Origin of the sequence: Sorangium sp. So ce426, assembly GCF_051475585.1 — a bacterium.
GTDB lineage: Bacteria > Myxococcota_A > Polyangia > Polyangiales > Polyangiaceae > Sorangium > Sorangium cellulosum_B.
The window spans coordinates 194489-219606 of sequence record NZ_CP150341.1 but is presented as its reverse complement, the minus strand read 5'-3'; the positions used below and the strand labels follow the sequence as shown (position 1 = coordinate 219606).

At 71.8% G+C, this 25118-nt stretch carries 23 protein-coding genes; 9 read left to right on the top strand and 14 right to left on the bottom strand.

Going from position 1 to position 25118, the window contains the following annotated elements:
* Window positions 1–164 precede the first annotated feature (164 nt).
* Genes WMF44_RS00870 through WMF44_RS00850 form a run of 5 tightly spaced genes read right to left on the bottom strand, consistent with a single transcriptional unit; the run spans window position 165 to window position 5600 of the window.
* Window positions 165–1517: an LLM class flavin-dependent oxidoreductase gene (locus WMF44_RS00870; RefSeq protein WP_437297222.1), complete on the bottom strand. Its 1353-nt coding sequence runs from the start codon at window positions 1515–1517 to the stop codon at window positions 165–167.
* Entirely contained in the window at window positions 1514–2302 is a 789-nt protein-coding gene (locus WMF44_RS00865) for an ABC transporter ATP-binding protein (RefSeq protein ID WP_437297221.1), read from the bottom strand. The genes WMF44_RS00870 and WMF44_RS00865 overlap by 4 nt, the downstream gene beginning before the upstream one ends.
* Window positions 2278–3186: an ABC transporter permease gene (locus WMF44_RS00860; protein WP_437297220.1), complete on the bottom strand. Its 909-nt coding sequence runs from the start codon at window positions 3184–3186 to the stop codon at window positions 2278–2280. Before WMF44_RS00860 ends, WMF44_RS00865 begins: the two co-directional genes overlap by 25 nt.
* Window positions 3183–4634: an ABC transporter substrate-binding protein gene (locus tag WMF44_RS00855; RefSeq protein ID WP_437297219.1), complete on the bottom strand. Its 1452-nt coding sequence runs from the start codon at window positions 4632–4634 to the stop codon at window positions 3183–3185. The genes WMF44_RS00860 and WMF44_RS00855 overlap by 4 nt, the downstream gene beginning before the upstream one ends.
* Window positions 4635–4679: 45 nt before the next feature.
* The gene (locus WMF44_RS00850) at window positions 4680–5600 is read right to left on the bottom strand and encodes a LysR family transcriptional regulator (protein ID WP_437297218.1); all 921 of its coding nucleotides are present in this window, start codon (window positions 5598–5600) and stop codon (window positions 4680–4682) included.
* A 234-nt stretch (window positions 5601–5834) separates the two neighbouring features.
* Between WMF44_RS00850 and WMF44_RS00845 the strand changes: the two genes are divergently transcribed.
* Both WMF44_RS00845 and WMF44_RS00840 read left to right on the top strand, forming a co-directional pair.
* Window positions 5835–6635 (top strand): dioxygenase family protein, encoded by an 801-nt coding sequence (locus tag WMF44_RS00845; protein WP_437297217.1) that lies wholly within the window; start codon window positions 5835–5837, stop codon window positions 6633–6635.
* Between the two features lie 21 nt (window positions 6636–6656).
* Window positions 6657–7316 carry a YceI family protein gene (locus WMF44_RS00840; RefSeq protein WP_437297216.1) on the top strand — a complete coding sequence of 220 codons (660 nt, stop codon included), beginning with the start codon at window positions 6657–6659 and terminating at the stop codon, window positions 7314–7316.
* Window positions 7317–7393: 77 nt separating this feature from the next.
* Here WMF44_RS00840 and WMF44_RS00835 read toward each other — a convergent pair whose 3' ends face one another.
* The 4 genes from WMF44_RS00835 to WMF44_RS00820 all read right to left on the bottom strand — a co-directional run bounded on the left by WMF44_RS00835 (window position 7394) and on the right by WMF44_RS00820 (window position 10323).
* A complete protein-coding gene (locus WMF44_RS00835) occupies window positions 7394–8353 on the bottom strand; it encodes a protein phosphatase 2C domain-containing protein (protein WP_437297215.1) in 960 nt (319 codons plus the stop codon).
* A 102-nt stretch (window positions 8354–8455) separates the two neighbouring features.
* Complete coding sequence (locus WMF44_RS00830) at window positions 8456–8800, bottom strand: hypothetical protein (RefSeq protein ID WP_437297214.1); 345 nt, start codon at window positions 8798–8800, stop codon at window positions 8456–8458.
* A 237-nt stretch (window positions 8801–9037) separates the two neighbouring features.
* The gene (locus tag WMF44_RS00825) at window positions 9038–9772 is read right to left on the bottom strand and encodes a hypothetical protein (RefSeq protein WP_437297213.1); all 735 of its coding nucleotides are present in this window, start codon (window positions 9770–9772) and stop codon (window positions 9038–9040) included.
* A 29-nt stretch (window positions 9773–9801) separates the two neighbouring features.
* Entirely contained in the window at window positions 9802–10323 is a 522-nt protein-coding gene (locus WMF44_RS00820; protein WP_437297212.1) for a GNAT family N-acetyltransferase, read from the bottom strand.
* A gap of 200 nt (window positions 10324–10523) precedes the next feature.
* On the opposite strand from WMF44_RS00820, the gene WMF44_RS00815 reads away from it, so the two are divergent.
* The 5 genes from WMF44_RS00815 to WMF44_RS00795 all read left to right on the top strand — a co-directional run bounded on the left by WMF44_RS00815 (window position 10524) and on the right by WMF44_RS00795 (window position 16284).
* Window positions 10524–11786: an alpha/beta hydrolase family protein gene (locus WMF44_RS00815; RefSeq protein ID WP_437297211.1), complete on the top strand. Its 1263-nt coding sequence runs from the start codon at window positions 10524–10526 to the stop codon at window positions 11784–11786.
* A gap of 187 nt (window positions 11787–11973) precedes the next feature.
* Complete coding sequence (locus WMF44_RS00810) at window positions 11974–13398, top strand: M20 family metallopeptidase (RefSeq protein WP_437297210.1); 1425 nt, start codon at window positions 11974–11976, stop codon at window positions 13396–13398.
* Window positions 13399–13569: 171 nt separating this feature from the next.
* Entirely contained in the window at window positions 13570–14217 is a 648-nt protein-coding gene (locus WMF44_RS00805; protein WP_437297209.1) for a lamin tail domain-containing protein, read from the top strand.
* A 175-nt stretch (window positions 14218–14392) separates the two neighbouring features.
* On the top strand, window positions 14393–15388 hold the full coding sequence (locus WMF44_RS00800; protein ID WP_437297208.1) for a hypothetical protein: 996 nt from the start codon (window positions 14393–14395) through the stop codon (window positions 15386–15388).
* Window positions 15389–15516: 128 nt separating this feature from the next.
* Entirely contained in the window at window positions 15517–16284 is a 768-nt protein-coding gene (locus WMF44_RS00795) for a thaumatin family protein (protein WP_437297207.1), read from the top strand.
* Between the two features lie 13 nt (window positions 16285–16297).
* Here the strand turns inward: WMF44_RS00795 and WMF44_RS00790 are convergent, their stop codons facing one another.
* A complete protein-coding gene (locus WMF44_RS00790; protein WP_437297206.1) occupies window positions 16298–19183 on the bottom strand; it encodes a poly(A) polymerase in 2886 nt (961 codons plus the stop codon).
* A gap of 9 nt (window positions 19184–19192) precedes the next feature.
* The gene (locus WMF44_RS00785; RefSeq protein ID WP_437297205.1) at window positions 19193–19330 is read right to left on the bottom strand and encodes a hypothetical protein; all 138 of its coding nucleotides are present in this window, start codon (window positions 19328–19330) and stop codon (window positions 19193–19195) included.
* Window positions 19331–19928: 598 nt separating this feature from the next.
* On the opposite strand from WMF44_RS00785, the gene WMF44_RS00780 reads away from it, so the two are divergent.
* Window positions 19929–20930: a DNRLRE domain-containing protein gene (locus tag WMF44_RS00780; protein ID WP_437297204.1), complete on the top strand. Its 1002-nt coding sequence runs from the start codon at window positions 19929–19931 to the stop codon at window positions 20928–20930.
* A gap of 525 nt (window positions 20931–21455) precedes the next feature.
* On the opposite strand, the gene WMF44_RS00775 is transcribed toward WMF44_RS00780, so the two are convergent.
* The gene (locus WMF44_RS00775) at window positions 21456–23246 is read right to left on the bottom strand and encodes a hypothetical protein (RefSeq protein WP_437297203.1); all 1791 of its coding nucleotides are present in this window, start codon (window positions 23244–23246) and stop codon (window positions 21456–21458) included.
* Window positions 23247–23259: 13 nt separating this feature from the next.
* On the opposite strand from WMF44_RS00775, the gene WMF44_RS00770 reads away from it, so the two are divergent.
* Entirely contained in the window at window positions 23260–23484 is a 225-nt protein-coding gene (locus WMF44_RS00770; protein ID WP_437297202.1) for a hypothetical protein, read from the top strand.
* Window positions 23485–23655: 171 nt separating this feature from the next.
* Here the strand turns inward: WMF44_RS00770 and WMF44_RS00765 are convergent, their stop codons facing one another.
* Window positions 23656–24294: a hypothetical protein gene (locus WMF44_RS00765; RefSeq protein ID WP_437297201.1), complete on the bottom strand. Its 639-nt coding sequence runs from the start codon at window positions 24292–24294 to the stop codon at window positions 23656–23658.
* A 335-nt stretch (window positions 24295–24629) separates the two neighbouring features.
* Window positions 24630–24773 carry a hypothetical protein gene (locus WMF44_RS00760; protein ID WP_437297200.1) on the bottom strand — a complete coding sequence of 48 codons (144 nt, stop codon included), beginning with the start codon at window positions 24771–24773 and terminating at the stop codon, window positions 24630–24632.
* Window positions 24774–25118 lie beyond the last annotated feature (345 nt).

Here is a 25118-nt window from a genome sequence, read left to right as displayed (position 1 = left end):
GGTTCGACCCGACCGGGTTCGACCCGACCGGGGTTGGGTTTGCCGGCATCCCGACCGGGGTTGCGGGACGATCCCCGACCGGGGTTGGGCTCGCGATCCCCGACCGAGGTTGGGTTCAGCGGCCGCCGTCCCCCGACCGGGGCTGCGGTCCACTGTAACCCATCTCACTCTGCCGCCGCGACCAGATCCCGACCGGGGTTGAGGTTTGCCGGCCGCGGCAGCCCATAGTTGTCCCGCAACGTCTTCCCCGCATATTCCGTCCGGAACAGCCCACGCTTCTGCAGGATCGGGACCACGTGCTCGACGAACGCCTCGAGCCCCGACGGCAGCACCGGCGGCATCACGTTGAAGCCATCGGCCGCCCCCTGCTCCCACCAGTGCTCGATCGCGTCCGCCACCTGCTCGGGCGCGCCGGCGAACGTCCGGTGGCCGCGGCCGCCGCCCAGCCGCCCGATCAGCTGGCGCACCGTCAGCCGCTCCCGCCGCGCCAGGCTCACGATCAGCGTGTACCGGCTCTTCGCCCCCTCGATCTGATCCTCGCTCGGAAGATCCCGCGGCAGCTCCGCGTCGAGGTCGAGCTCCTCCGGCTTCACCCGCAGCGTCTGCGCGAGCTGGCGCTTCGCATACTCCGGCTTGATGAGCCGATCGAGCTCGGCGTCGAGCGCGTGCGCCTCGGCCTCCGTGGCGCCGATGACCGGCACGATCCCCGGCAAGATCTTGATCGACCCCGGATCACGCCCCAGCGCGCGCGCACGCCCCTTCAGATCCACATAGAACCGCTGCGCGTCCTCCAGCGTCTGCTGCGCCGTGAACACCGCCTCCGCGTACCGCGCCGCCAGCTCCTTGCCGTCGTCCGACGAGCCGGCCTGCACGAGCAGCGGATACCCCTGCGGCGAGCGAGGCACGTTGAGCGCCCCCTCGACCTTGAAGTACCGACCCACGTGCCGCGGCGGGTAAATCTTGCGGTCATCGCCCCAGACGCCGTTCTCCTTGTCGCCGAGCGGCGCGTCGTCGCCCCAGCTGTCCCACAGCTTCAGCGACACATCGATGAACTCCGCCGCCCGCGCGTACCGGTCGCTGTGCGCCGGCAGCTCGTCCAGGTTGAAGTTGCGCGCTGCGTCCACGCCCGCCGTCGTGACGATGTTCCAGCCCGCCCGACCCCCGCTGAGGTGGTCCAGCGAGGCGAACCTCCGGGCCAGGTTGAACGGCTCGTTGTACGTCGTCGAGGCCGTCGCGATCAGCCCGATGTGCTCGGTCACCCCGGCGAGCGCCGCGAGCAGCACCGTCGGCTCGAGCGTCCCGGCCGGCCTCCGACCGACGTTGTTCCACAGCACCGGGCTGTCGGCGAGGAACACCGAGTCGAGCTTCCCCCGCTCCGCGATGCGGGCCAGGTTCTTGAAGTGCGCGACGCTCGTGTTCGCGAACGGATCGCTCTCGGGCAAGCGCCACGAGGCCTCGTGGTGGCCGACGCTCATGAGAAACGCGTTGAGATGCAGCTGTCCGGGTCGTTGGGTCACGGGGAACTCCGTTCCAGTTCAGGGTTCGCGTCAGGATCTCCGGCAGCGGCCACGCCCGGCGCGACCCCCAGCGCCGAAAGCAGCGACTCGCGGTGGGCGAGGAACCGCGGATCGCGCAGCGGGCGCGGCGCCGGCAGATCGATCCGCCGCTCCTCGGCGATGCGGCCGCCCTCGAGCACCAGCACCCGATCGGCGAGCGCGATCGCCTCGTCGACGTCGTGGGTGACCAGCAGCACCGCCGGTCGGTGCCGCGCGCACAGCTCGCGCAGCAGGTCGTGCATGCGCGCGCGGGTCAGCGCGTCGAGCGCGCCGAACGGCTCGTCGGCCAGCACGAGCTCCGGATCGCGCACCAGCGACCGCGCCAGCGCCACCCGCTGCTGCTCGCCGCCGGACAGCTCGACGGGCCACGCGCGCTCCCGCCCGGCGAGCCCCACCTCCGCGAGCGCGTCCAGGCCGCGCTCCCGGGCCTGCGGCGCGTCGAGCCCCAGGATCACGTTGTCGAGCACCCGCGCCCACGGCAGCAGCCGCGTGTCCTGGAACACGACCGCCCGGTTGTCCGGCACGTGCAGCTCGCCCGAGCCGGTCACCTCGTCGTCCAGCTCGGCGATCGCCCGCAGCAGCGTGCTCTTGCCCGATCCGCTGCGGCCGAGCAGCGCGACGAACTCGCCCCGCTCGATCGTGAGATCGATCCCGTCGAGCACCACGCGGGCGCCGAAGCGGCGGATCAGGCCGCGGATCCGCACCGCGGGCGGGGCCGCCGTCAGCCGGCCAGGATGCGGCGCCATGACAGGGCCTTTCGCTCGATGAGCCGCACGGCCGAATCGGAGGCCAGGCCGAACAGCCCGTACACGACGAGGCCGAGCAGGATGATCTCCGTCTGCCCGTACGAGCGCGCCAGCGACATCATGTAGCCGATGCCGCTCGTGGCGTTGATCTGCTCGACCACCACGAGCGCCAGCCACGCGCCGGTCACCGCCAGCCGCAGGCCCATCAGGAAGCCCGGAAGCGCCCCCGGCAACGCCACCTTCCGGATGAACTGCCACCTCGTCAGGCGGACCGTCTCGGCCAGCTCCACGTAGCGCGCGTCGATGGTGCGCAGCGCCGCGTGGGTGTGGACGTAGACCGGGATGACGACGCCGAGGGCGATGGTGAGCACCTTCATCTGCTCGCCGATGCCGAACCAGAGGATCAGCAGCGGGATGAGCGCCAGCGTCGGGATCGCGCGCTTGATCTGCACCGGCCCGTCGAGCAGCGCCTCGCCGACGCGCGTCAGCCCGGCGAGGAGCGCCAGCACCGTGCCCAGGCCGGCCCCGAGCGCGAGCCCCAGGAAGGCCCGCTGCGCCGACGTGAGCAGGTTGGACAGGAGCCGCCCGTCGGCGATCAGCTCGTGGGCCGTGGTCACCACGGTCCACGGCGCGGAGAGCACGCGCGCGTCGAGCGCGCCCGTCGCCGAGGCGGCGGCCCAGAGCGCGAGCAGCAGCGCCGGGCCGAGCGCGAGGCCGTACGGGATGCGCCGCCCCGGGCCCAGGCGGCGCCGCAAGCGGCGGCTGGACACGCGGCGGCCTGTCGGGGCGCCGGACGGCGGCGCGGAGACGTCCGCGCTCGCGGTGAGATCCGGGAAGCTGGCGAGGCGCGGCGAGCCGGCGCTCGTGGGCAGTGCGGTCGTCATGGAGTGCTCCTGTCGGCCGTCGCCGGCCGGTCCGTCGGTCCGGCGCCCTCGGCGGCGCCGGCCACCTCCGCTCCGATCGTCTGGAATCGGAGGTCGAAGATCGTCCTGGCCTCGAACCGCTTCTGGCCGGAGGCCTCGGCGAGCAAGTCGGCGGTCTCCTGGGTCAGCGCGATCGCCTCGGACCAGTCGCGCGGAACCTGCGGCTTGCCGGCGGCCTCGATGAGGAACCGCCCTTCCTTCGCCGAGAGGCCCTGATCCTTGACGTAATACGCCTCGATCCAGGCCTCCGGGTGCGCATAGGCCCACAGCTGGGCCCTGGCCCGCCACTTCGCGTAGTCGTACAGCGCGGCCGCCTTGTGAGCGTCCTTGAGCGCCTCGGCGCGCACATGAAGGAAGCCGAGGTTGTCGCGGACGCCGTGCGCGATCGACGAGGCGCCCTCGGCGCGGTACTCGTTGAGATAACGCATCAGGGTGACGCCGGCCAGCGGCGCGACGTCGACCTGGCGGCTGGTGAGCGCCTCCTTGAACTCGGTGCTCCCGAGCTGGACGAGCGTCACGTCCTTCTGCGACAGCCCGGCCTTCTTCAGCACGCGCAGGACGAGCGCGCCCTGCGCCTGCCCCGGCGAATACGCGATCTTCTTGCCGCGGAGATCGCCGATGGACGCGACCTGCGCGCCCGGCGCGGTGGCCAGCTCGTAGATGGGCTTCTCTCGCACCTGCACCGTGAGGATCTTCACGTCGACCCCGGTGAAGGTGGCGTGGATGGGCGGCGTGTCGCCGACCGCGCCCGCGTCGAGCACCCCGGCGCGGAACGCCTCGATGGTCTGCGGTCCCCCGCTGATGTTCTGCCAGTCGACGCGGAACGGCAGCCTGTCGATGTCGCCGGAGAGCTGGAGTTGCTTCTGCACCGTCGGATCACCGATGCTGAGCCGCGTCTCGCGCGGGATCTCGGCCGGGATCGGGGCGTCCGGGGCCAGCGTGGCAGCCGCGCTCGCCTCGCCGTCGCGCTTGCACCCGGACGAGGCAATCAGCGTAGAGAGCGCAGAGAGCGCGGAGAGCGCCGCGAACGTCGCGAGTGAGCGAATCCTGTCGATGAACGGGCGCAGATGGACCTCGGTGCGCGGCTGGAAGCGGTGCCGTTTCGCGGATGCCCGGGCGCCGCCCCGCCCGCCGCCCAGCCGGCGGGGGAGAGGAGCGCTCGGGAGACGCCGGGATGGGCCTCGCGGAGCCGATGGCTCGCGGCCCGTCCTCGGGATCGTCTCGCCACGACGAGCAACGCCCATGCCGCCGCGCCGCTCGCCCGTGGACGGCGCGGTCCAGCGGCCCGCGCCCGCCGTCGCGCGGCGCCCGCCGTCGCGCGGCGCCCGCCGGCCGCGGGACGGCCGGGCCAAGGCCGCGCTGCTTCCCCAGCAACAGCCGGTGGTGATCCGCTGCTCCGGCGCGAGCACGGCCCGCCTCCCTCCGGCGGGGGCAGGCGCGGAGGGGGCGGCCCGCTACCGCGCCGCGGCGGGGGCCTCGCGCCGCCCCTGGACGCCGAACGCGTCGAGCAGGTAGTCGCGGAAGGCGCGGATCTTGGACGGCAGGAAGCGCGTCCCCGGGTGGACGAGGTACAGGGAGGCGGCGCCGTGGATCGCGTAGTCCTTGAGCACGGGCACGAGCCGCTTCGCGTCGAGGTCGCCCCGCACGTTGATCGCGGGGACCAGCGCGATCCCGCCCCCGGCCAGCGCCACCTCGCGGCAGAACGAGAAATCGGAGGCCGAGATCGCCGCGCGCACCCGGAGCTCCGCGCGATCGCGGCCGTCGCGCGCCGAGAGCGCGATCGTCGCGTGCCCGCGCGCGGTCTGGGCGAGCAGCAGCCGGTGCCCCTCGAGGTCCTCGGGCCGGCGCACGGCCCCGTGCTTGCGGAGGTAGGACGGCGCCGCGAACAGGCCGACCTCGATGTGCTGCAGCTTGTGGGCGATGAGCGACGAGTCCGGGAGGCTCGAGGTCGCGCGCAGGGCCACGTCGACCTGGTGGGCGTCGAAGTCGAGGAGCGCCTCGGTGAGCAGCAGCTCCAGCGAGATCTCGGGGAAGCGCTCCGCGAAGCCGGCCGAGAGCGGCGCCAGGATGCTCAGCCCGAGATCGAACGGCGCCGTCACGCGCAGGTGCCCGCGCGGCCTCGAGCGCGCCTGCTGCACCGCCACGTTCGCGTCCTCCAGCAGCTCGAGCGCCCGGCCGACGCGCATCCGGTAGGCGAGCCCGTCCTCGGTCGCCTGCACGAGCCGCGGGCTGCGGCGGAGCAGCTCCACCCCGAGCGCGTGCTCCAGGCGCGTGATGCGGCGGCTGACGCTGCCCTTCGTCTCGCCCAGCGTCCTCGCGGCCGCCGTGATCGACCCGAGGTCGACCACCAGGCAGAAGGCCCGCAAATCGGTCACATCCGCGTCGACCGTTTCCGTTTTGGCAACCTGGCGTTTCATTGCAGGGTCATTGTACCACTCCCGGAAACGACCTAGGGTGGGCTCATCATGGATCGCCGGGCTGCATTGAGGCTCCTCCTTGCCGCGGGCGGGGCCGCACCGATCGCCGGCGCCTGCGGGCGCTCGACGCCGACCGCGCCCGGCGCGGCTCCTGCGTCGAGCGCCACGTCCGCCGCGGCCGAGAGAGGTTCGATGTCCGACACCCAGCACGAGGCGCGCGAGGGGCGCATGCCGGCCCTGTTCCTCGCGCACGGCTCTCCCTTCCTGCTCGACGATCGCGCGTGGGTCGCCGAGCTCGCCGCCTGGGCGCAGGCGGTGCCGCGCCCCACGGCGGTTCTCATGATCTCGGCCCACTGGGTGGACGCGCCGGTCACGCTCGGCGCCACCGAGACCGTGCCCCTCGTCTACGACTTCTACAACTTCCCCGAGAAGTACTATCAGGTGACGTACCCCGCGCCCGGCGCCCCCGCGCTCGCGCGGCGCGTCCGGGAGCTGCTCGGCCCGCTGGGGCCGGTCGCCGAGGCGCCTCGCCGCGGGCTCGATCACGGCGCCTACGTGCCGCTCCTCTGCATGTACCCGGGCGCGGACGTCCCGGTGCTCCAGATCTCTTTGCCGACGCTCTCTCCAGCGCCGCTCCTCGAGATGGGACGAGCGCTCGCGCCGCTCCGCGACGAGGGGGTGTTGATCGTCGGCAGCGGTTTCTTGACCCATAACCTCCGCGCGGCAGACTGGCGCGGAGATGCGGTCGCGCAGCCCTGGGCCACGGAGTTCGACGCATGGTGCGCCGAGGTCCTCTCGCAGCGCGACGTGGGCGCGCTCATCGAGTACCGCGCCCGCGCGCCGGGCGTGCGGATGGCGCTCCCGACCCACGAGCATTTCGTGCCGGTCGTCGCCGCCATGGGGGCGTCGATCGACGTGAGCGAGCCTGTGCAGTTCCCCATCACGGGGCTCACCTATGGCTCGTTCACGAGACGTTCTGTGCAGTTTGGCTGACCAATAAGGAGATTGTCTCTCATGTTCACCGCTCGTTTCGCTCGCATCGCCCTCCCCGCCGCGCTCTTGCTCTCGCTCGCGGGGTGCGAGGACCCGACCAAGGACAAGCCCAAGGCGACCATCTCGACCGCCGCGCCCGCGCAGACCCAGGCCGCCGCCGCGCCCTCGGGCCCCACCGAGGCGCTCCCCCTCGACGCGGCCGCCTCGACCATCGGCTTCGTCGGCTCGAAGGTCACGGGCAAACACGAGGGCAAATTCGAGAAGATCTCGGGCTCGATCACGCTCGCCGGCGGCAAGGCCGCGGGCGGCAAGCTCACCGTCGAGGCCGACGCGTCGTCGGTGAAGACCGACGCCGAGAAGCTCGACGGCCACCTCAAGTCGCCGGACTTCTTCGACGTCGAGAAGTACCCGAAGGCGACGTTCACCTCGACCGAGATCAAGGCCGGCGGCGAGAAGGGCGCGACGCACACCATCACGGGCGAGCTCGATCTGCACGGCGTGAAGAAGACGATCACCTTCCCGGCGACCATCACCGAGGGCGCCGATGCCGTCTCGGGAAGCGCCGAGTTCGTGATCAACCGCAAGGACTTCGGCATCGTCTATCCGGGCAAGCAGGACGATCTGATCCGCGACGACGTGCTGCTGAAGCTCTCGCTCAAGGCGCCCCGCAAGCAGGGCTGAGCGACGGCCGGACAACCGGCGGTCGTGAGGGAGGACTATCCTCCCGTGATCCTGCCGCGCAGCGAAGCGGCGCCAGGTCAGCCGACGCGCTCGCCGAGCACCACCGCGACATCGTCCGGCAGGTTGCCGGAGGGGAGAGTCACCGCCTGGATCAGCGCCTCGACCGCCGTTTTCACGTTGCCCGTACCCGCAAGAGCGTTGATGGTCGCAAGCGACGTGTACTTCAGCAGGCCGTCGGTGGCGACCAGGAGGCGTCCCGAGAGCGGCTGGCGGGGAATGATCGCAGGCTTGCACGCGCCGCTGCCGACCAGCGGCTTGCGGCGCTGCCCCGCCGTCAGCTCGATCGGTCCGTCGGGCGTGACGAGGAGCGCGCCCGAGTCCCCCACGCTGGCGCCCCAGAGCTCGCCTCGGCTCACCTGGACCACGACGAGCGTCGTCTCGCCACATCTCGGCTCTGCTTCGAGCTCACGGTCGAGCTGGCTGAGGCGCTCGCACCAGCCGTCCGCGTCGAGCTCCCTCTCGGCGCCGAGCGCCGCCATCGCGCTCGTCGCCGCGCGGGCGGCGGCCGCACCGCCCGACAGCCCACCAGCCCCGTCAGCGACGGCCACGGTCCACCGATCGCCGCGGCAGCTCAGCTCGAGGCGATCCTCGTTCGCGCTACCTGCCACGCGGCGTGACCAGAAGCGCATCCACCCAGAGGAAGGTTCGAGCCGCTCCCACTCGCCGCCGCGTTCCGAGAGCGTGATCTCCATGGCGTGAACAACATTGTCCCGGAACCAGAGGACCGCGCCCTCGCCGAGGCCGCATTTCGAGCAGCCGCTTTCAACGAACCCGGGCACTGTGACGAGTCCGCCCACGTTCTCGCCATCATCGCTGAGCGGCGCCGGGCGCCCAGGCGGATCGAACCAACAAATTCGGTCGCCGAGCCTGTACTCGTGATGCCAGCAGTAGCCGTACCGGTACTGGACGCGCCACTCCTGGAAATATCCACAGCTGGGGCAGGTCGCTCGGGCGATGATGAGGTCGAACAGTCCCATGACACTTAGTCTGGCTAACTGATCACCGATGTCTCTGCACCAGCATCGCCGCGTGGGCGACCAGCACGAGCCAGAACAGGCGCACGATTCCACAAGCGCTCATCACCCGTCGATTTGCAGCTTGTCATCATAGGGCCACAAATCGTCGTGCGGCTTCGCAGTGAAGATGAAACAACGGTTGGTGAGCAGCTCGACGCGCTCCTCCCGCGTCAGGCCTTCGTCATCTTCGACCGTTGACTCCAGCGCGCTCAGATCGCGCTTACCGTCGACGTTGTAATACGACGTTTGGCCCACTCGATAGTCCCTGCGGAAGGCGGTGCGCCACTGCGAGTTGCTGCCCCAGCCCTGGGAGAGGTCCTGCTGGGGGCGGTTCTTCCGCCGGTACGCCCAGTACATGGTAGATGATTCGGCGATGCCCTTGCGGATGACATCGCTGCCGCCGCACACGCGCAGCTCCGCTCGCCGGCATTCGCCTCGAGCCAGGGCGCGAGCACCTCCGGATCGAGCGAGCCACCGTCGTAGTCGAGCAGCGACTCATACAGATCACGGTAGGTTGCTTGTGCGCTGTGCATTGCGTTCCCCGATGTGTCTACCGATCCTGGCGATCAGCCGCGGACGCCGGATCGGGCATGGCGAGGGAGGGCGCCGTCGTCTGCGACGGCTCGTCGGGCGGCGTCACCAGCGTCACGTCGGCTCCTGTCCTCGCGGGCGAAATACTTCGTCTATGCGGGCCTGGAGTAGCCTCTTGGCGTCGCCACGAAGCGGCTCACCATGAGCGCTGATGAGATGGTGAAACGGCAGGTCGGCGAGGCGGCGAAAATCGGAAACGTCGGGGGCGCACGCATCTCGCCAGGTCGCGGGGATGTTCGCCGCGCCGATCAACCCTTGGGCGACGAACAGCGCGCCCGTTTCTTCGGAGAAGAAGGGGTCGACGTGTGACCAGTTCTGGACAGCATCGCAGGTAATGAGGATTCCGCCCTCCAGCGGGAGCAAGACGGCCGCTTCCGGAAACCGCGCCGTCGTGAACTCGAATACGGAGCCTCCGTGCGCCGGGAACGGGCCCCCTGCTGCGAGCGCTCGGTCGGCAGGCCGGCCGTCGGCCGCCACCGCCTCGGGGAGCGCCCACAGGGTGGCGCCGTAACGGTCGCGATAGAAGGGATCATCTCGGCCGTGGAATGCTCCGAGCCGCACGATGTGGCGGACCTGGCCGAGGGCGTCGAGCTGGCGCAGCCCTTCCTCGGTCAGGCGCACGGTGTTCACGAGCGTGAGGTCTCGGTCCTGTCGGAGCACGGTCATCGTGCGGCTCGTCTGGAGATCGATCCCGGCGTGGTGAGTCCTGTTCGTACCCACGACGTAAAAGACCTCTGGGAATGCGTCCTGTACCTCGCCATGCGGCCATGCGGGGCTGTGTTCGAGCATCTGGAAGGCTCCGGCGAATGATCTGGCGCTCAGCGGGGGCGCGAAGCGCTGCCCGATGGAACACCTTGTTGAACTGCGTCTTCGGTCAGGGGGGTCAGCTCCCTGGTCATCATGATCCGCGGCGAGACCTTGAACCCCTGCCCCTCATACAAAACGATCGCTCGCTGATTGTCCGGTCGCACCATGAGATGGACGGCGTTCACGCTGCGCTCCCGCAGGTGTTGTACGGTCGATTCCAGCAGGGTCCGCCCGAGGCCCCTCCGTCGGGACCCAGGCTCCACGAAGATTTCCGTCACGAAGGCATCACGCCCCGCGAACTCGAGATCATACCCGAACGTGGCCAGGCTATAACCGACGAGGAGGCGACGCGCGCCGACACGCGCAACCAGGATCAGCCCGAGGTCCTTGTCGTTGAGCACACGGTGCAGAGCGGGAATCATGGCCTCGGGCCTCCAGGGAATGCCCTCGGCCTCGTTGAAGGCGACCATCAACGGAAGGATGTCGTGCGCGTCTTCACTCCTGGCGAGCGCTATTTCTTCGGGCTCTTCCATGTTCGTTCACCCGCGCCGCTGTCTTGGTCCGCACGGCGCCGCGCCTCGGCCGCGCCTCCAGAGCTGCCCGCACGTAACCGATACTACAGGGATCTGCGGCTTCTGTCAGGCCGAGCCTTGCATCTGCCGAGCGCGGTCCTTCCGCGCCACGATCGTGCTCGCCGCGCCGGTCTCGGCCAGGCCGTGAGAACGATGCGCGCATGGTCCACAGCGACGTCTCGCGACACGCCCTCTGCCTGCTCGCAGCCTTCTCCGCCTCCGCGCTCCTCGTCGGGTGCAGCGATCACGACGCCGTGCCGCCGCACGAAGGCGATCCGGTCTGCGCCGGCTGGGGCGACGAGGCGCCCGCCGACGGCGTCCTCGAGCTGCCCCGCCCGACCGGCCCGCACCCGGTCGGCACGCAGATCCGGGCCCTCACCGACGGCGCGCGTGGAGAAGAGGCGACGGAGGATCCCGACGACCGCCGGGAGCTCATGGTGCAGCTCTTCTACCCGGCCGATCCTTGCGGCACAGGGCAGCTCGCGCCGTACCTGTCGCCGGAGGAAGGCGACACCCGCCGCACGACCGGCGGCCTCCCGGCCGAGGACGGCTTCGAGGCGAGCATCCTCACGCACGCGCGCGTGGGCGTGCCGCTCGCCGAAGACGGCGCGCCCTACCCGGTGCTCCTCTTCTCGCACGGGTTCGGGATGCTCCGCGCCGACTACACGAGCCTCCTCGAGGACCTGGCGAGCCACGGGTTCGTGGTGGCCGCCATCAGCCACACCTACGACACCGAGCTCACGGTGTTCCCCGACGGCCGCGCCGTGCCCTTCGGCTCGGTCGTCCTGACGCCGGCGATGGACGCGCCGCCGGAGGAGATCGAGGCCTTCACGCAGGCGATGGGCGAGCACGTCGGGGTCTGGGTCGACGACGCGCTCTTCGTGCTCGACGAGCTCACGGCCGCCGCGCAGGACGACCCGGGCGGCCTGCTCACGGGCCGGCTCGACCTCGATCGGCTCGGCGTGCTCGGACACTCCTACGGCGGCGCGATGGCCGCCCAGGCGTGCGCCCGCGACGACCGCTTCGACGCCGGCCTCGACATCGACGGCAGGCTCTTCGGGCCGCCGGACGGCGCCGGCGGCAGGGGCCTCGCGCAGCCCTTCTTCATCCTGCTCGCGGCAGACCACCCCGACGATCCGAGCATCGACGAAACGTACGGCGCGCTGAACGGCCAGGGCTACCGGGCGCGGGTCGAAGACACCGCCCACCTCACGTTCTCGGACCTGCCGCTCGTCGTCGAGCACTTCGTCGGCGAAGGCGCCCTCCCGGAGCTGCTCGGCACGCTCGATCCGGCCCGCGCGGTCGAGATCACGAACGCGTACACGCGCGCCTTCGTCCAGGCGCACGTGCGCGGCGAAGCGGCCCCGCTGCTCGACGGCCCCTCACCGGAGTACCCGGAAGTGACCTTCGAGAAGCGGCCCTGACACCGAAAGAGCCCGCTGAGCCCGCCCGTCCACGCGCCGCGCCCGCCCGCCGGCCCCGCGCGCCTCGCCTCGGCGCCCTGGAACGTCGAAGATGTCAACCCCCCATGTCCGCGGTACACCCACGTCATGGGCGCTGTAGAGTCGGTCCCCGGAGACCGCCGCCGTCCTCAAGCCCCTGGAGAGGTTCATGCTGACGAAGCTCAACGAGCGTGAAGCCGTCGCGTCTTGCGAGCGCTGCTGGGAGCAGGAGATCGTCCCCGCGCTGCACGACTACATCCGCATCCCCAACAAGTCGCCCGCCTTCGACCCCGCCTGGCGCGAGAACGGCCACATGGACAGGGCGGCGTCGCTCATCGCGGCCTGGTGCGAGGCGCAGCCGATCCCCGGGCTCACGGTGGAGGTCGTGCGCATCGGGAACCGCACGCCGGTGATCCTGATGGAGGTGCCGGGCACGCGCGACGACACGGTGCTCCTCTACGGGCACCTCGACAAGCAGCCCGAGATGACGGGGTGGCGCGAGGGGCTCGGCCCCTGGGAGCCCGTGCGCGAGGGCGACAAGCTCTACGGCCGCGGCGGCGCCGACGACGGCTACTCGGCCTTCGCGTCGCTCGCGGCGCTGCGCCTGCTGCACGAGCAGGGGATCCCGCACGCGCGCTGCGTGATCCTCATCGAGGGCTGCGAGGAGAGCGGCAGCCCGGACCTGCCGGCCTACATCGACGCGCTCGCGGGGCGCATCGGCAAGCCGAGCCTCGTCGTGTGCCTCGACTCCGGCTGCGGCAACTACGACCAGCTCTGGACCACGACGTCGCTCCGCGGGCTGCTCCAGGGCACGCTCGACGTGAACATCCTGCGCGAGGGCGTCCACTCGGGCGTGGGCAGCGGCGTTGTGCCCTCGAGCTTCCGGATCCTGCGGCAGCTCCTGTCGCGCATCGAGGACGAGCGGACCGGGCGCGTCCTCGTGGACGCGCTGCACGTGCAGATCCCGGAGGAGCGCGCGGCGCAGGCGCGGGCCGCGGCCGACGTGCTGGGCGCGTCGGTCGTGAGCGAGCTGCCGTGGGTGAAGGGCGCGGGCCCGGTGACCGGCGACACGGCGGAGCTCCTCCTGAACCGCACCTGGCGCCCCGCGCTCTCCGTGACGGGCGCCGACGGCCTGCCGCCCATCGCGGGCGCGGGCAACGTGCTGCGCCCGTTCACGAGGGCGAAGCTCTCGATGCGCCTGCCGCCGCGCGTCGACTTGAAGAAGGCGGCGGCGGCCCTGAAGGAGGCCCTGGAGAAGGACCCGCCGTACGGCGCGGAGGTCCGGTTCCACGTGAGCGAGCCGTCGGCCGGATGGGACGCGCCGGCGACGGCGCCCTGGCTCGAGGCCGCGGTGCGCAAGGCGTCGAAGACGTTCTTCGACCGGCCGGCGATGGGGATCGGCGAGGGCGGGACGATCCCGTTCATGGCGATGCTGGGAGAGAAGTTCCCGGAGGCGCAGTTCCTGATCACCGGCGTGCTCGGGCCGCAATCGAACGCGCACGGCCCGAACGAGTTCCTGCACCTCGGCATGGGGAAGAAGCTGACCTGCTGCGTGGCGAGCGTGATCGCGGACCACGGGGCGCGGGCGCGCTGAGGGGCGCCGCCGCGCGCTGAGGGGCGCGGCGGCGCGCTTTGCAGACGCGCGCGACCGCGGCGGGGGCGGTCGCGAACGGGAGGCCGCGCGCGCCGCCCGTTGACACACTGTTGCCACACCGTTGACACACCGGCAAAATCGCCGTGTGCTGGTGCCGAGGAGAACATCGTGATGGCACAATTTCGATATGCCGCGCTCTGCCTCGCTGCGCTCTGCGCGGCAGGCTGCGGCTCGAGCGACGAGCCCGGAGATACTACGGGCACGCCGGGCTCGGGCGCGACCACCACGTCTCAGAGCTCGAGCTCGAGCGGCGCAGGCGGCGACCCAGGGGGGACGGGCGGCGGGACCGCGACGACGACCGTCGTGGTGAACGAGATCTCGGCCAAGGACGGCGACTGGATCGAGCTCGGCAACCCGGGCCCGGGCTCGGCCGACCTCGGCGGGCTCGGCCTGTGCGACTCCGACGACAGCGGGGAGCCCAACACGGCCGACGCGCTCAGGTTCCCCGAAGGCACGCAGCTCGCCCCCGGCGCGTACCTGCTCATCGTCGGCGACCAGCTGCCCGAGGACGGCCCTGGGCCCCACACCGCGTGCCTGCAGGACGGCGGCCCGAGCAGCTGCTTCTACACGACCTGGAAGGTGAGCTCCTCCAGAGGCGAGACCGTCTACCTCATCTCCGAGAGCGACCAGGTGCTCGCCGAGCTCAAGTACCCGATCGAGGCCGCAGCAGATGGGGAGACGTGGGGCAGGTTGCCCGACCTGACCGGCGAGGGCGCCGTCACGGCGCCGACCCCCGGAGAAGCGAACGCGGCGCCCTAGCTCGGCCCGCTGGGAATCCGGAGAGAGAGAGAGAGAGAGAGAGAGAGAGAGAGAGAGTCAACGCAAAGGCGCAAAGGCGCAAAAAGGAAAAGGAATGAGTATGGGACATCTTTGCGTCTCTGCGCTCTTGGCGCCTTTGCGTTCAACTCTCTCTCTGCACCGAACCGCGATGCGCATGTCACCGACGTCCGCGATCGAGATCCTCCGCGCCCCGCGGCCGCTGCCGGATCGCCTCCGGGCGTCCCGTCCGTGCGGCGGGCCTGCACCAGACGCCTTGGCGCGCTGGGCGGCGCCGGCGCTCGCGCTGCTCCTGTCGGCTTGCGGCGCCTCGGATCCGCCGGCGGTGCGGGAGACGGGCTGCCCTCGTTGCACCGGAGCCGCGCGGGTCGGCGCGCTCCCGAAGGGCGACATCGACGAGTGCTCCGGTGTCGTCGCCAGCGGGCTGCACCCGGACACGCTCTATGTTCACAACGACCACGGCGATGACGCCCGGTTCTTCGCCATCGGGTTCGGCGGCGCGCTGCGGGCCGAGGTGACCGTGGCCGGCGCGGCCGCGGTCGACTGGGAGGACATCGCGCGCGGGCCCTGCCGTTCGGGCGGGGGCAGCTGCCTCTTCCTCGCGGACATCGGCGACAACGACGGCGAGCGCGACAGCTATACGATCTACGGCGTGCCGGAGCCGGACACGCTCGGAGGAGGGCCGCTCGCCTCGAACGCCGAGGTGTTCGTGCTCTCGTACCCCGGCGGACGCCACGACGCGGAGACGCTGCTCATCCACCCCGCCACCGGAGCGCTCACCGTCGTGACGAAGGTCAACAAGGGCACCTCGAGCGTCTACGAGCTGCCAGCGCTGCCCGCCGCGGGCGCGCCGGCGACGCTCGTCCGGACGGGCTCCATCGAGCCGCCCGCCGGGAGCGCGCGCTTCACCAGCGGCGACGTCCACCCGGACGGCACGGGCGTGCTGCTGCGCACCTCATCCCACGTGCTCTACTACCCCATGACACCGGATCAGACGGTGGCGCAGGCGCTGGCCGACCTGCCCTGCGTGCTGCCGTCGCCCGACGAGGAGCAGGCCGAGGCGATCGCGTGGGTGCCCGGCGGATGGGACTATATGACGGTCGGTGAAGGGAAAGAGGAGCCGATCCACCGCGTGTCCTGCCAGGCACCCTGAAGGACGCCCGAGGCGCCGAGTCCGCGCGGGTCGGCGCTCGCGGCCCGATGAGGACACGGCTTCTCGGTGGACGAGGCTTTCTGTATCCTCATCCTCCTCCCGCCACCGAGTCCGCAAGGAGGACCATCATGTCGCGACATGGGAAGACCGCGGCCGCGCTGCTCGCGATAGCGCTGCTCGACGCCGGCTGCGGGTCCTCCGAGCAGGACACGTCCTCCGGCGCGACGGGCGGCGGATCCACCTCGGTCAGCTCCGCGTCCAGCGCGACCGGCGGAGCGTCGTCGAGCGACGCCAGCAGCGCGTCGACAGGCCAGCCGCCCGTCAATCCGGGCGAGGTCGACTGCCGCACCCCAGGTGACGGGAAGTCCACCCTGGCCTTCGTCAACAAGTGCGACAAGCCGCTTCAGTTCCTGGGGAGCCTCATCGACGGCGGGGAGCTCGGCCCGGGGCAGTTCGCGTGCCGCGACGTGGGCACCAGCGAGGAGCCGCTGTCGTCCCTGCGCTACTGGGCATACGCCGGGTCGGACCCCGGCGGGGGCCGGCACACGCTGGCCGAGATGACCCTCAACACCGATTTCAACGACTTCGATTGGTACAACATCAGCCACGTGGACGCGCACAACCTCCCGATGGCGATCGTGCCCGTCGGCCTGCCGGACTGCCGGACGCTGTCGTGCCCGACGAGCCTGCTCGCGCAGTGCCCGGAGGAGGGCCGCTACAAGGACGAAAGCGGCGCGACGATCTCCTGCGTGAGCCCTGACCGGGACGATCCCGCGACCCCCGTGGCCGCGTACTTCGAAGAGCAGTGCAAGGACGCGTATTCGTGGTCCGGGGACGACCAGGAGTCGATGGCCGCCTGCGCCGGGGAAGACTACGACATCGTGTTCTGCCCCTGATGTGCGGAAGCGCTCACGCGCCCTGTTCAGCGCGCAGCGTCGGCACCCCGCCGCCCTCGACCCACGCGACGTGCACCCCGTGCAGGCCCGCAGCCCAGGGAGCCGCGAGCTTCTCGAGGGCCGCGGCCACAGGCGGGCTCTTGCCCAGCCCGATGGCATGGCGGGCGAGGCGCGGGCCCCTGTCGAATGCATGAGGCCAGGCCCGCAGATCCCTGACCCCGGCGCGCTCGAAGGACGAGAGCAGCGCGCGGATCCGGCCGCGCACCCAGCCGAGGCCGGAAGCCAGGCCCTCGGGTTCGGGCGCCTCGACGGTGATCACGGCCCAGGCGGCGTGGTGCCGGTGCAGCGGCGGGGGCGCGAGCAGATCGGGCAGCGGATCGCGGCCGGCGGCCAGGGCCGACTCCACGGCTTCCCAGGCGGAGTACAGCTCGTCGGACAGCGTCGCGAGGGCGGCGGCGCCGACGGTATCGCTGCACGAGCGCACGGGCGCCGTCGGCGTCGCGATGCGCACGGGATCCCCGGGCGTGCCGACCGCCGGAGCCGAAGGATCCAGCGCGATGGGCCGGCGAAAATCCCAGGCTGCCCAGGTGGCGAAGAAGCGGGACAGCAGGGGCCTGGGCTCCAGGTCCGGGGCGTCGCAGACGACCCGCGCGGCCAGGACGAGCCATGCGATGCCCGGCAGACCACCGAACGGCGCAGCGTCGATGCCCTTTGCGCGAGCCCATGCCTTGACGGCGCGGGCCAGCGCCAGGAATGCCTCGCGGCGCCGAGGAGCGGCGGAGGGAGCGGACGCCGCATCGACAGCCTCGAGCAGCGCGTCGGCGTCGGTGACCGCGCTCAGGGCCACCGCGGCGGCCTCGCCCAGCTCGAGGCGCCGCGCGACGGCGTGCTCGGGTCGCACCGCGCCCGCGTCGACGAGCGTCAGGTCCGCGTCCAGGCCGACCGCGCCGAGCTCGAGGCGCGGCACGCGGATCGCCTGCACACGCCGCACGGTCGACGCCTCGGGCAGGGCCGAGCGCACCTGGACCTCGACGGCGTCGAGATCGATGGGCCCCGGCAGGGCGGCGACGAGGTCGAGGTCCGCGCCAGGCAGCGCGCAGCCGAGCCGCCGCGAGCCCGTGACGTGGAGCGCGCCCCCGGGCAGGGCCGCCTTCAGCCGGGCCACGAGCGCTGGCGCGCGGTCGGGCTTCGGAGCGCGGGGGGACGCGGCCGGCGCGGGCTCGGCCGCCCAGCGCACCGCGCCGCTGCCCAGCGCGACCGAGGCCCGCACCTGCATCGGCTCGGCGCCGCGCCGCGACAGCAGGACCAGCTCGCCGACCGCGGCCTCGCGGCGGCCGAGCTGCGCGGCCCAGCCGGGCTGCACGCGCGCCGGGTCGTCCGCGCGGCCCAGGGTCAGGTGGGGCGTATACCCCTCGGCGCGCCCCACGCACCGCGGAAAGCGGCGCGCCAGCGCCTGATGCAGCCGCGCCCACGGATCCTTGCCGCCCGCGGCGGGGTCGAGCCAGACGGTGGCGTCCGCGCCGTGCCGGAACGAGCGCGTACCCTCCAGCACCGCGGGGAACGGGCCGACCTCGCGCGCGGCGGCCGACAGGAGCGGGAGCGCCGCCTCGAAGCTCGACTCGGGCACGAAGCCGAACAGGAGGTTCACGTGCGGCGGCCAGCGGTCGATCTGCGGGTCGTGGAGCGCGCGGATGGCCTGGATCTCGGGCCAGAGCGGCTCGGGCGGCACCCACGCGAGGGCCGTGCGCGCGGTCGTCGCCACGTCGAGGACCTCGCCGGGCGCCTCGCCGGCGGAGAGCTCGACACGGACGCCGTAATGGTCGGACAGGAACAGGCCATCCGGCGGAAGCGGCGTCGTCCCTTCCAGGTCGGCGGTGATCGGGCGCAGCGCCGCCCCGCGAAACATCACGCGATCCAGCCGGGAGGCGCGGCCGGTCAGCGACGAGACAGCGGCCAGCGGGTTGACGGTGGGATCGAACGTGGGCGCCTCGTCCCCGGCGCCGCGGGCCTCCAGCCAGGCGTCCACGAGGCCGAGCTTCGACGCGGGACCCGGCCCGCCGTCATTGAGGTCGCCCAGCAGCACCAGATCGCCCTCGACGGCGGAGAGGCCCACGGCGAGCTCTTCCAGCTCGGCCGCGCGTTTCCGTGCCCCCTCCTCCGCGTGGTCGCTCGTGAGGTGCGTGGTCACCACGACGAGCGGCTCTCCCGCGAGCGCCAGCGTCATCGCGACGGCGGCCTTGTACTTCCCCAGGGCGTGCCACCCCACCTCGAGCACGGGCAGCCGGCTCAGGAGCAGGAGGTGGCAGGTCTCGACGTCGCGCCCGCGCGGCCCGTCGCTGGCGGTGTAGCCGGCGCGGACCCAGCCGGCGCCGAGCAGGAGATCGAGCAGCGGCAGCTCGACCTCCTGCAGCGCGATCACGTCGGCGTCGGCGCGGCCGAGCGCCTCGACCAGCAGCGGCCGGCGCCGCGCGGTGTGGATTCGCTCGGCGTCGTGGCGGTCCCAGAGCGTGTTCCACGAGAGGACGCGCAGCCGCGCGCTCGCTCCCGCCGTGAACCGGGGCGCCGCGGCCTCGGCCGGCGCCCAGCGGCCCTCCGCCGCCTCCCAGCGCATGGCCGCGCGCGCCGTGAAGAACGGCGGCCGCAGCCGCTGCGGCGCGCGCACCCGGCCGGCCTGCGTCGTGTCGAGGGAGTCGAGGCCCGTCTGACGATCCCAGACCCTCTCGCCCTCGGCCTCGATGTACACGACCCGATGCCAGGGCAGATCGCCCCCCGGCACGAAGGCCGGCAGCGGGACGCGCTTGGGCTCCGCCGCGTGCACGTCGATGCCCATCACGAAGCGCGCGGGATCGAGGCGCGCATCCCAGCGGATGCGGTGGTAGATCTCCTCGCTCGTACGCATGGCGTTCTCTCAGGGCTCCTCGCCGAGGAGCTTGCCTTGAGCGTCTGCGATGCGGCCCTCGGCGTCAACGTCCCAGAGGCGGCGCGCCTCGCCCGGGCAGGGCAGCGCGAACCGCTCGATCTGCATCGCGCATCGCGCATCGCGCATCGCGCACCGCGCGCCGCCTGCGCCGTGAGCAGCGCCAGGGAGACGGAGGGCCCCCGGGCGCTTTTCGCCAGCGCCGCGGGCCGCAGCGCGGGACGTGCCATGAACACGCGCCGTCGAAAGGCAATCGACGACTCACTCCGACGCAGACTCATCGCCTCACGACAAGAAGGCCGCTATTGGTTCGCCGTTCGCGACGCGACGGACCGACGGGGGTCTGGGAGGTCGTCTGCGAAGACCAAAGCGGCCTTGCGCGACCATCAGGGCGGCCCTTTCCGCGCCAGGCGGCGCCGTACACCGCTCCTGTCGGGCCGAGACATCTGCGGCTCGCGGCTCGCAGCTCGCAGCTCAACCGAACCGATTCCACCAGGTCGCGATATTAGCAGTCCACATGGATACACCCGTCGACTTCTCTCTCACGACGCCTCGACGTGCTCGTTGACACAGCGCCATGGGCGTTGGTACGTTGAATGTTGCCGCTCTGTGTTCCGTTCACGAATCTCGGCAATCGAGGTCGCGCGACATCGCTTGGTGTTCCGCGTCGGGGAGGCAGGCAGCGGCATCAGGGGACGGATCCGCCTTTGGGCGAAGGAGCGCTGGGATGAAAAATACCATCAAAATCACGATTCTCGGGGCCATTTCGACGCTGAGCCTCGCCGCGTGCGACGCGAGCACCGCCGGTGAAACAGCAGACTTCGGCGGCGAGCCCGGCGAGCGTGTGGGCCGGGCGACGCAAGCGCTGTCGGTGTGCGTGGACGTCCAGCGCGGGCTGCCCGGCAGAGCTGTCGAGGACACGTTCATCGACGCCGCGGCGCCGAATTACACGGGCGGCGCCGGCCTGCTGCTGTACAGCGGCCTGTCGAGCGGCAGCGAGAAGCGCTCGCTCCTCAAGTTCGATCTCGGGTTCATCCCCGCGGACTCGGTCATCGACTCGGCCACCCTGCAGCTCTACCAGGTCTGGAGGGACGGCGAGAGCGCGGTGCGCGTGCACCAGGTGACGGCGCCCTGGTCGGAGGCGACGGCGACGTGGGAGAGCTCGGCCAGCGGCTACGACGCGGCCGTCGCGAGCACGATCACGGCGCGCAGCCAGCTCGCCGGCTTCGTCACGGCCGATCTGACGGCGCTCGTCCAGGGCTGGTCCGACGCCGGCGACAACCATGGCATCGCGCTCGAGGAGGATCTGGTCCTGAAGACCGAGTTCAAGAGCAGCGAGGAGCCGAACGCGGCGAGGCGACCCCTGCTGAGCGTCTGTTATACGGCGCCGACCTGCGACGACGGCGTCCAGAACCAGGGGGAGTCCGGCGTCGACTGCGGCGGCCCCTGCGCCGCCTGTCCCCCGGAGGGCGTGATGATCACCACGCCAGGGGAGGCCTACGGGCATCACGGCATGTGTGAAGGCTGGAACGGCTGCGGCGACGCGGCCACGTGCGCGCTCTGGGCGTGTGAGGTCAACGGCTACTCCCAGCTCGTGTCGTACGGCGCGGACGCGCCGTGCACCGAGTTCGACAATTGCCACCTGTTCCACTACCGCGGGAGCATCGATCGGAACTGGGGCGACGGGTGCGCGGTCCGCGGCGTCACCGACGTCGTCTGCGCGAACTAGCGACCGCGAACCGTCGACCTCGCCGACCTGGCGCAAGGCCCCCTCTGACCGGGTTCCGGCGGGTTTCGGGGCGTGCTCCCCCGCGTCCAGCGCGACCGGCGGAGCCTCGTCGAGCGAAGCCAGCAGCGCGTCGACAGGCCAGCCGCCCATCAATCCGGGCGAGGTCGACTGCCGCACGCTCGGTGATGGGAAGTCCACCCTGGCCTTCGTCAACAAGTGTGACCAGCCGCTCCAGTTCCTGGGGAGCCTCGACGATCCCGCGAGCCCCGTGGCCATGTACTTCGAAGAGGCATGCAAAGACGCGTATTCGTGGTCCGGGGATGATCAGGAGTCGATGGCCGCCTGCGCCGGGGAAGACGACGACATCGTCTTTTGCCCCTGACGTGCTCCCTCACATCGCGTGCTGCACCCGCACGTCAGGGTCAGCGCACCGCGGATTGGCACCCGAAAGGCCGCTCAGAGGGTGATCCAGAGGGCCGGCGACTGCGTGCTGCCGCACCCCGACGCCGCGGGGCGCCGGGCGGGTCACGGCACTGCGTGGCCGTCGACCCGGAGCTGGAACAGGAAGTACGGCGGGATGCAGGCGCCCTCGCCCGAGCTCGTCCTGGCGCACACGTAGTCCTCGCGGCAGGGCGCCTCGCTCGAGCAGCGCCGCAGGCCCGCGGGCGTGACGTGGCGGCTCAGGCACTCGGTGAACACCGTCCCGCGGGCGAGGCAGCGGTTGAACGGGTCGAGCACGGCGATGGCGCCGCAGACGCCCTCCTCCGGGAGCGCGACGCAGCTGCTCGTGCACATGCCGCCGGGGAACCCGACGGGGCTCGTGTTGCACACCGCCGCGGGCGGGCACGCCCCGGGCTGCGCCGCCGCGGCGCGATCGCGGTGCGGGTCGGCGTGGGGGACGACGGCGCCGACCTGGCACGGGTCGCCGACCTCCGGCGCCGCCGGCAGGCAGACGCCGACGGTCGCGCGGTCCTCCAGGGGCGCGTCGTACGCGGAGCACACGAGCCCTTCCGCGCAGGCCCAGCCCGCGAAGCTCGGATCGCCCAGCCCGCAGCGCGCGCCGTACCCGCCGCGCGCGCCGTCGCCTCGCTCGGGATACGGCACCTCGTGGTCCGGGGCGGCGCCCCGCGCGATGGCCTCGACCACCGCCCGCCGGCGCGGGAGATCGCCCGCGAGGTGCGCGGACTCGACGGTGAACAGCGCGTCGTGGACGCGGCCCGGGGGCTCCTGCCCGAGCAGGTGGAAGCCGGCGACGGACCCGCTCTGGTGGCACCCGGGGCACGTCATCTGGTCGAGCCGCCGGAGCAGCCCCTCCGGCGAGCGGACGCGCGAGAGGCCGCCGAAGTCGACGCCGGCGAAGTCGCGGGGCTCGAACAGGACGCGAAAGGGCCGGTTGGCGCGGCGCGCGAGCCCGTGGGGCGTCGCCGACAGCGCCTTCGTGGCGAGGAACTCCTCGGGCAGGAGCGCCGTGCCCTCGTCGAGGCGCGCGAGGTTCTCGGGGGCCGATAGCCAGGCGCGCAGCCGCTCGCGCCGCGCCGGGTCGCGCGAGAGCCGGGCGACGTCGGGGGTGTTCTCGAGGGCGAGCGGCGCGTAGCGCCCGGCGCGGGCGTCCCAGCGGAAGGCGCGGAGCACGTACTCCGCGTGCCCGCCGAGGTCCGGGCGCACGGTGGAGGGCCAGCGGACGCTCTGCAGGTTCACAACGAGCCGCGCGAGGTGCGCGCGATCCGTGGCCGGGCGCGCGAGCGGGCCGTCGCTCGAGGTGAGCCAGCGGGCGAGCGCCGGTCCGGAGAGCTCCGCGGCGCGCGACCAGGCCTGCGCGAGGCGGCGGCACGAGAGGGCGTCGCCGCCGGGCGCGAGCAGCTCGAACGACGCGGTCATCGGGAGGCGCGACGTGGCGGCGGGGGCGGGCGTTGCGGGGGCGGGCGTTGCGGCGGAAGCGCCCGCTGCGGGCGTGGCTCCCGCCGCGCCGCCCGGGGTCTTCGCGGCATAGGCCAGCCGGTACACGAGGCGGGTCTCACCACACGAGGAGGCGTGGAACGGGCCCCGATCCATCCGGTTCACCACGCCGATGAGCTCGAAGCGGGCGCTCTCCGCGGAGAGCCACCGCTCGTCGAAGAGGCGATGCGCATGGCGGGCGATGCTGGTCCCGCTCCTCGGATCGGCGCGCTGGACCTGCCGCAGATCCTCGGTGAGCACCCGCGCGACCGAGGCGAGCTCGGCGGTGCGGGACAGGGCGGAGAGCGGGGCCGGCGCGCGCGGCGCCCCGGTGAGCACCGAGCCGAAGTCGAGGCCCGCGGCCTCGAGCTCGGCGAGCACGGCAAGGTCCGTGATGAGCAGGAGAGGCCGCCCTGGCGGCGGGGTTTCCTGCGGCGCAGCGGCAGGCGCCGGCGCGCCCGCGGCCGAGCCGGCGGAAGAGGCCGCGGAGGACGACGGGGCGGACGGCCCCCCTGCCCTCCCGACATCCTGGCGCGGCGCGGAGGGGCCCTCGGACGGCCACCACGAGCACCCGGCGATTCCGGCGCTGGCCGCCAGCGCGGCGAGGGCGAGGGCGTGACGGAGGCGGCGGGCGCACACGCTGCCAGGCTACACCAGCGCGCGCGGCAGCGCGCAGCGCGGCGTTTGGGGCAGCCGGCACGCTGAAGCGTGGAGCGACGGGTCGTCGACGCGTTCCACCTGCTCGTGGGCGTGCCGTAGGCCCCGCGGAGATCATGACGACAGCGGAGCGTCAACGCACCGGCTCGTACTCGAATGTGGCTGTTGAACCAGCGGCATTATACGAATCACCCAGCACCCGGAGTCGGTAGAGCGCAGCATGCTCAGCATCCCACACCAGCAACCCGAGCCCGATGCGGTACGACTCGTCGTTCTCATGGGTCGATATATGACTCAGATTTACGAACGGCCACCACTCGGAGCAAGCTGTCGCGTCCGTCGGGACGTCCGCCAGCTTGGCAAAGGACTCTCCCACCGTACAGACTGACCCGTCCACCGGAGACCGAAGACGAACAAACCTCGTAAATTCGACACCAAGGTCTCCAGCATCAGAGACGGCCCCATCTGAAAGGCGCACCTGTTCGCCGACCTCACCCATGTTCTGCACCGCCAACGTGACCGTCTTTGGCCACACGCCAATATCAGAGGGTGATGTCGCCCCGGCATCGTCCTCTCCCATGGTCCCGGTATCGTCCTCTCCCATGGTCCCGGTATCGTCCTCTCCCATGGTCCCGGTATCGTCCTCTCCCATGGTCCCGGTATCGTCCTCTCCGATCACGGCCCCTCCACACCCCACGGTCACCGCCAGCAGCGCGAGGCATGCGCCAGTGCACAGCCGTCTGGCGTATGGCCTCAAACCGGGTTTCATCATCGGCATCTCCATTTCTCTTCAGGACAGCTCGGTCCGTCCAGGTTTGTTGGTGGTGACGAAACAAACACAGCCTTCGCATGGGCCCCGGGTCCGGGGGCAGCACGCGAGGAGAGCGCTACGTCGAGCTCCGCCCCCATCGCGTCGTTCCGCGACGACGCATCGCATCGCGGAGAGACAGCGTAATGGACGGCCGCCCCGCACTGTCAAGGAGACCAGCACAGTTGCGTACGGCCTACACGCCGAGCGATCGCGCGGGCGGGCCCTCGGTCCCCTGACTGGATTACAGGGCCGGCCTCGGCCTGAGCTCGACGAGCACCACCAGGCAACGCGGCGCGCTAGCCCGCCTGGTCAAGCAGCGCGCTGGCCCTGGCCAGGCCGAGCCGCGCCCAGTCACCGGCCGCGACGACCTTTGAATTGCGCCATCGAACGTGCGCGTCGCACAGCCCCGTCGCGTCCGCCGCGCGGCTGGTGCCGTTCATCGACTCCTGGAGGGGCTAGGAGATCCAAAAGCGATCCGAAATCCAAGCTCCTCGAGGTGGCCGTCCCACCGTACAGCCACGCGGCACGCGCGAGACCCGGGCGGGCGAAAGCATCGCGGTCGTGCTGCCATTCCGCGCCCACCTTCCCTCACTCCAAAGATGGGCAGATCCCCGGACGGCGGGACCGCCGTCACCCTTGACGCTTGTTCCACCTGGTTGCCCTGCTTCGTGGTGCGCGGCGGCATTTGCACCGGCGCCCCGCCCGGATCGCGCACCCTTCGGACCAACCCCGCGAGCGCCTCCGCGGAAGGAGCAAGGTTGCCTCGAAACAACAGCTGCCCGACC

Bases quoted from the DNA above. Each gene is read 5' to 3' on its own strand.
- WMF44_RS00785 (WP_437297205.1), bottom strand. From the start codon at position 19,330: ATGCGCGATGCGCGATGCGCGATGCAGATCGAGCGGTTCGCGCTGCCC.
- WMF44_RS00845 (WP_437297217.1), top strand. From the start codon at position 5,835: ATGTCCGACACCCAGCACGAGGCGCGCGAGGGGCGCATGCCGGCCCTG.
- WMF44_RS00790 (WP_437297206.1), bottom strand. From the start codon at position 19,183: ATGCGTACGAGCGAGGAGATCTACCACCGCATCCGCTGGGATGCGCGC.
- WMF44_RS00780 (WP_437297204.1), top strand. From the start codon at position 19,929: ATGAAAAATACCATCAAAATCACGATTCTCGGGGCCATTTCGACGCTG.
- WMF44_RS00865 (WP_437297221.1), bottom strand. From the start codon at position 2,302: ATGGCGCCGCATCCTGGCCGGCTGACGGCGGCCCCGCCCGCGGTGCGG.
- WMF44_RS00770 (WP_437297202.1), top strand. From the start codon at position 23,260: ATGAGCAGGAGAGGCCGCCCTGGCGGCGGGGTTTCCTGCGGCGCAGCG.
- WMF44_RS00840 (WP_437297216.1), top strand. From the start codon at position 6,657: ATGTTCACCGCTCGTTTCGCTCGCATCGCCCTCCCCGCCGCGCTCTTG.
- WMF44_RS00825 (WP_437297213.1), bottom strand. From the start codon at position 9,772: ATGCTCGAACACAGCCCCGCATGGCCGCATGGCGAGGTACAGGACGCA.
- WMF44_RS00760 (WP_437297200.1), bottom strand. From the start codon at position 24,773: ATGAACGGCACCAGCCGCGCGGCGGACGCGACGGGGCTGTGCGACGCG.
- WMF44_RS00800 (WP_437297208.1), top strand. From the start codon at position 14,393: ATGTCACCGACGTCCGCGATCGAGATCCTCCGCGCCCCGCGGCCGCTG.
- WMF44_RS00815 (WP_437297211.1), top strand. From the start codon at position 10,524: ATGGTCCACAGCGACGTCTCGCGACACGCCCTCTGCCTGCTCGCAGCC.
- WMF44_RS00820 (WP_437297212.1), bottom strand. From the start codon at position 10,323: ATGGAAGAGCCCGAAGAAATAGCGCTCGCCAGGAGTGAAGACGCGCAC.
- WMF44_RS00860 (WP_437297220.1), bottom strand. From the start codon at position 3,186: ATGACGACCGCACTGCCCACGAGCGCCGGCTCGCCGCGCCTCGCCAGC.
- WMF44_RS00765 (WP_437297201.1), bottom strand. From the start codon at position 24,294: ATGATGAAACCCGGTTTGAGGCCATACGCCAGACGGCTGTGCACTGGC.
- WMF44_RS00805 (WP_437297209.1), top strand. From the start codon at position 13,570: ATGGCACAATTTCGATATGCCGCGCTCTGCCTCGCTGCGCTCTGCGCG.
- WMF44_RS00810 (WP_437297210.1), top strand. From the start codon at position 11,974: ATGCTGACGAAGCTCAACGAGCGTGAAGCCGTCGCGTCTTGCGAGCGC.
- WMF44_RS00795 (WP_437297207.1), top strand. From the start codon at position 15,517: ATGTCGCGACATGGGAAGACCGCGGCCGCGCTGCTCGCGATAGCGCTG.
- WMF44_RS00835 (WP_437297215.1), bottom strand. From the start codon at position 8,353: ATGGGACTGTTCGACCTCATCATCGCCCGAGCGACCTGCCCCAGCTGT.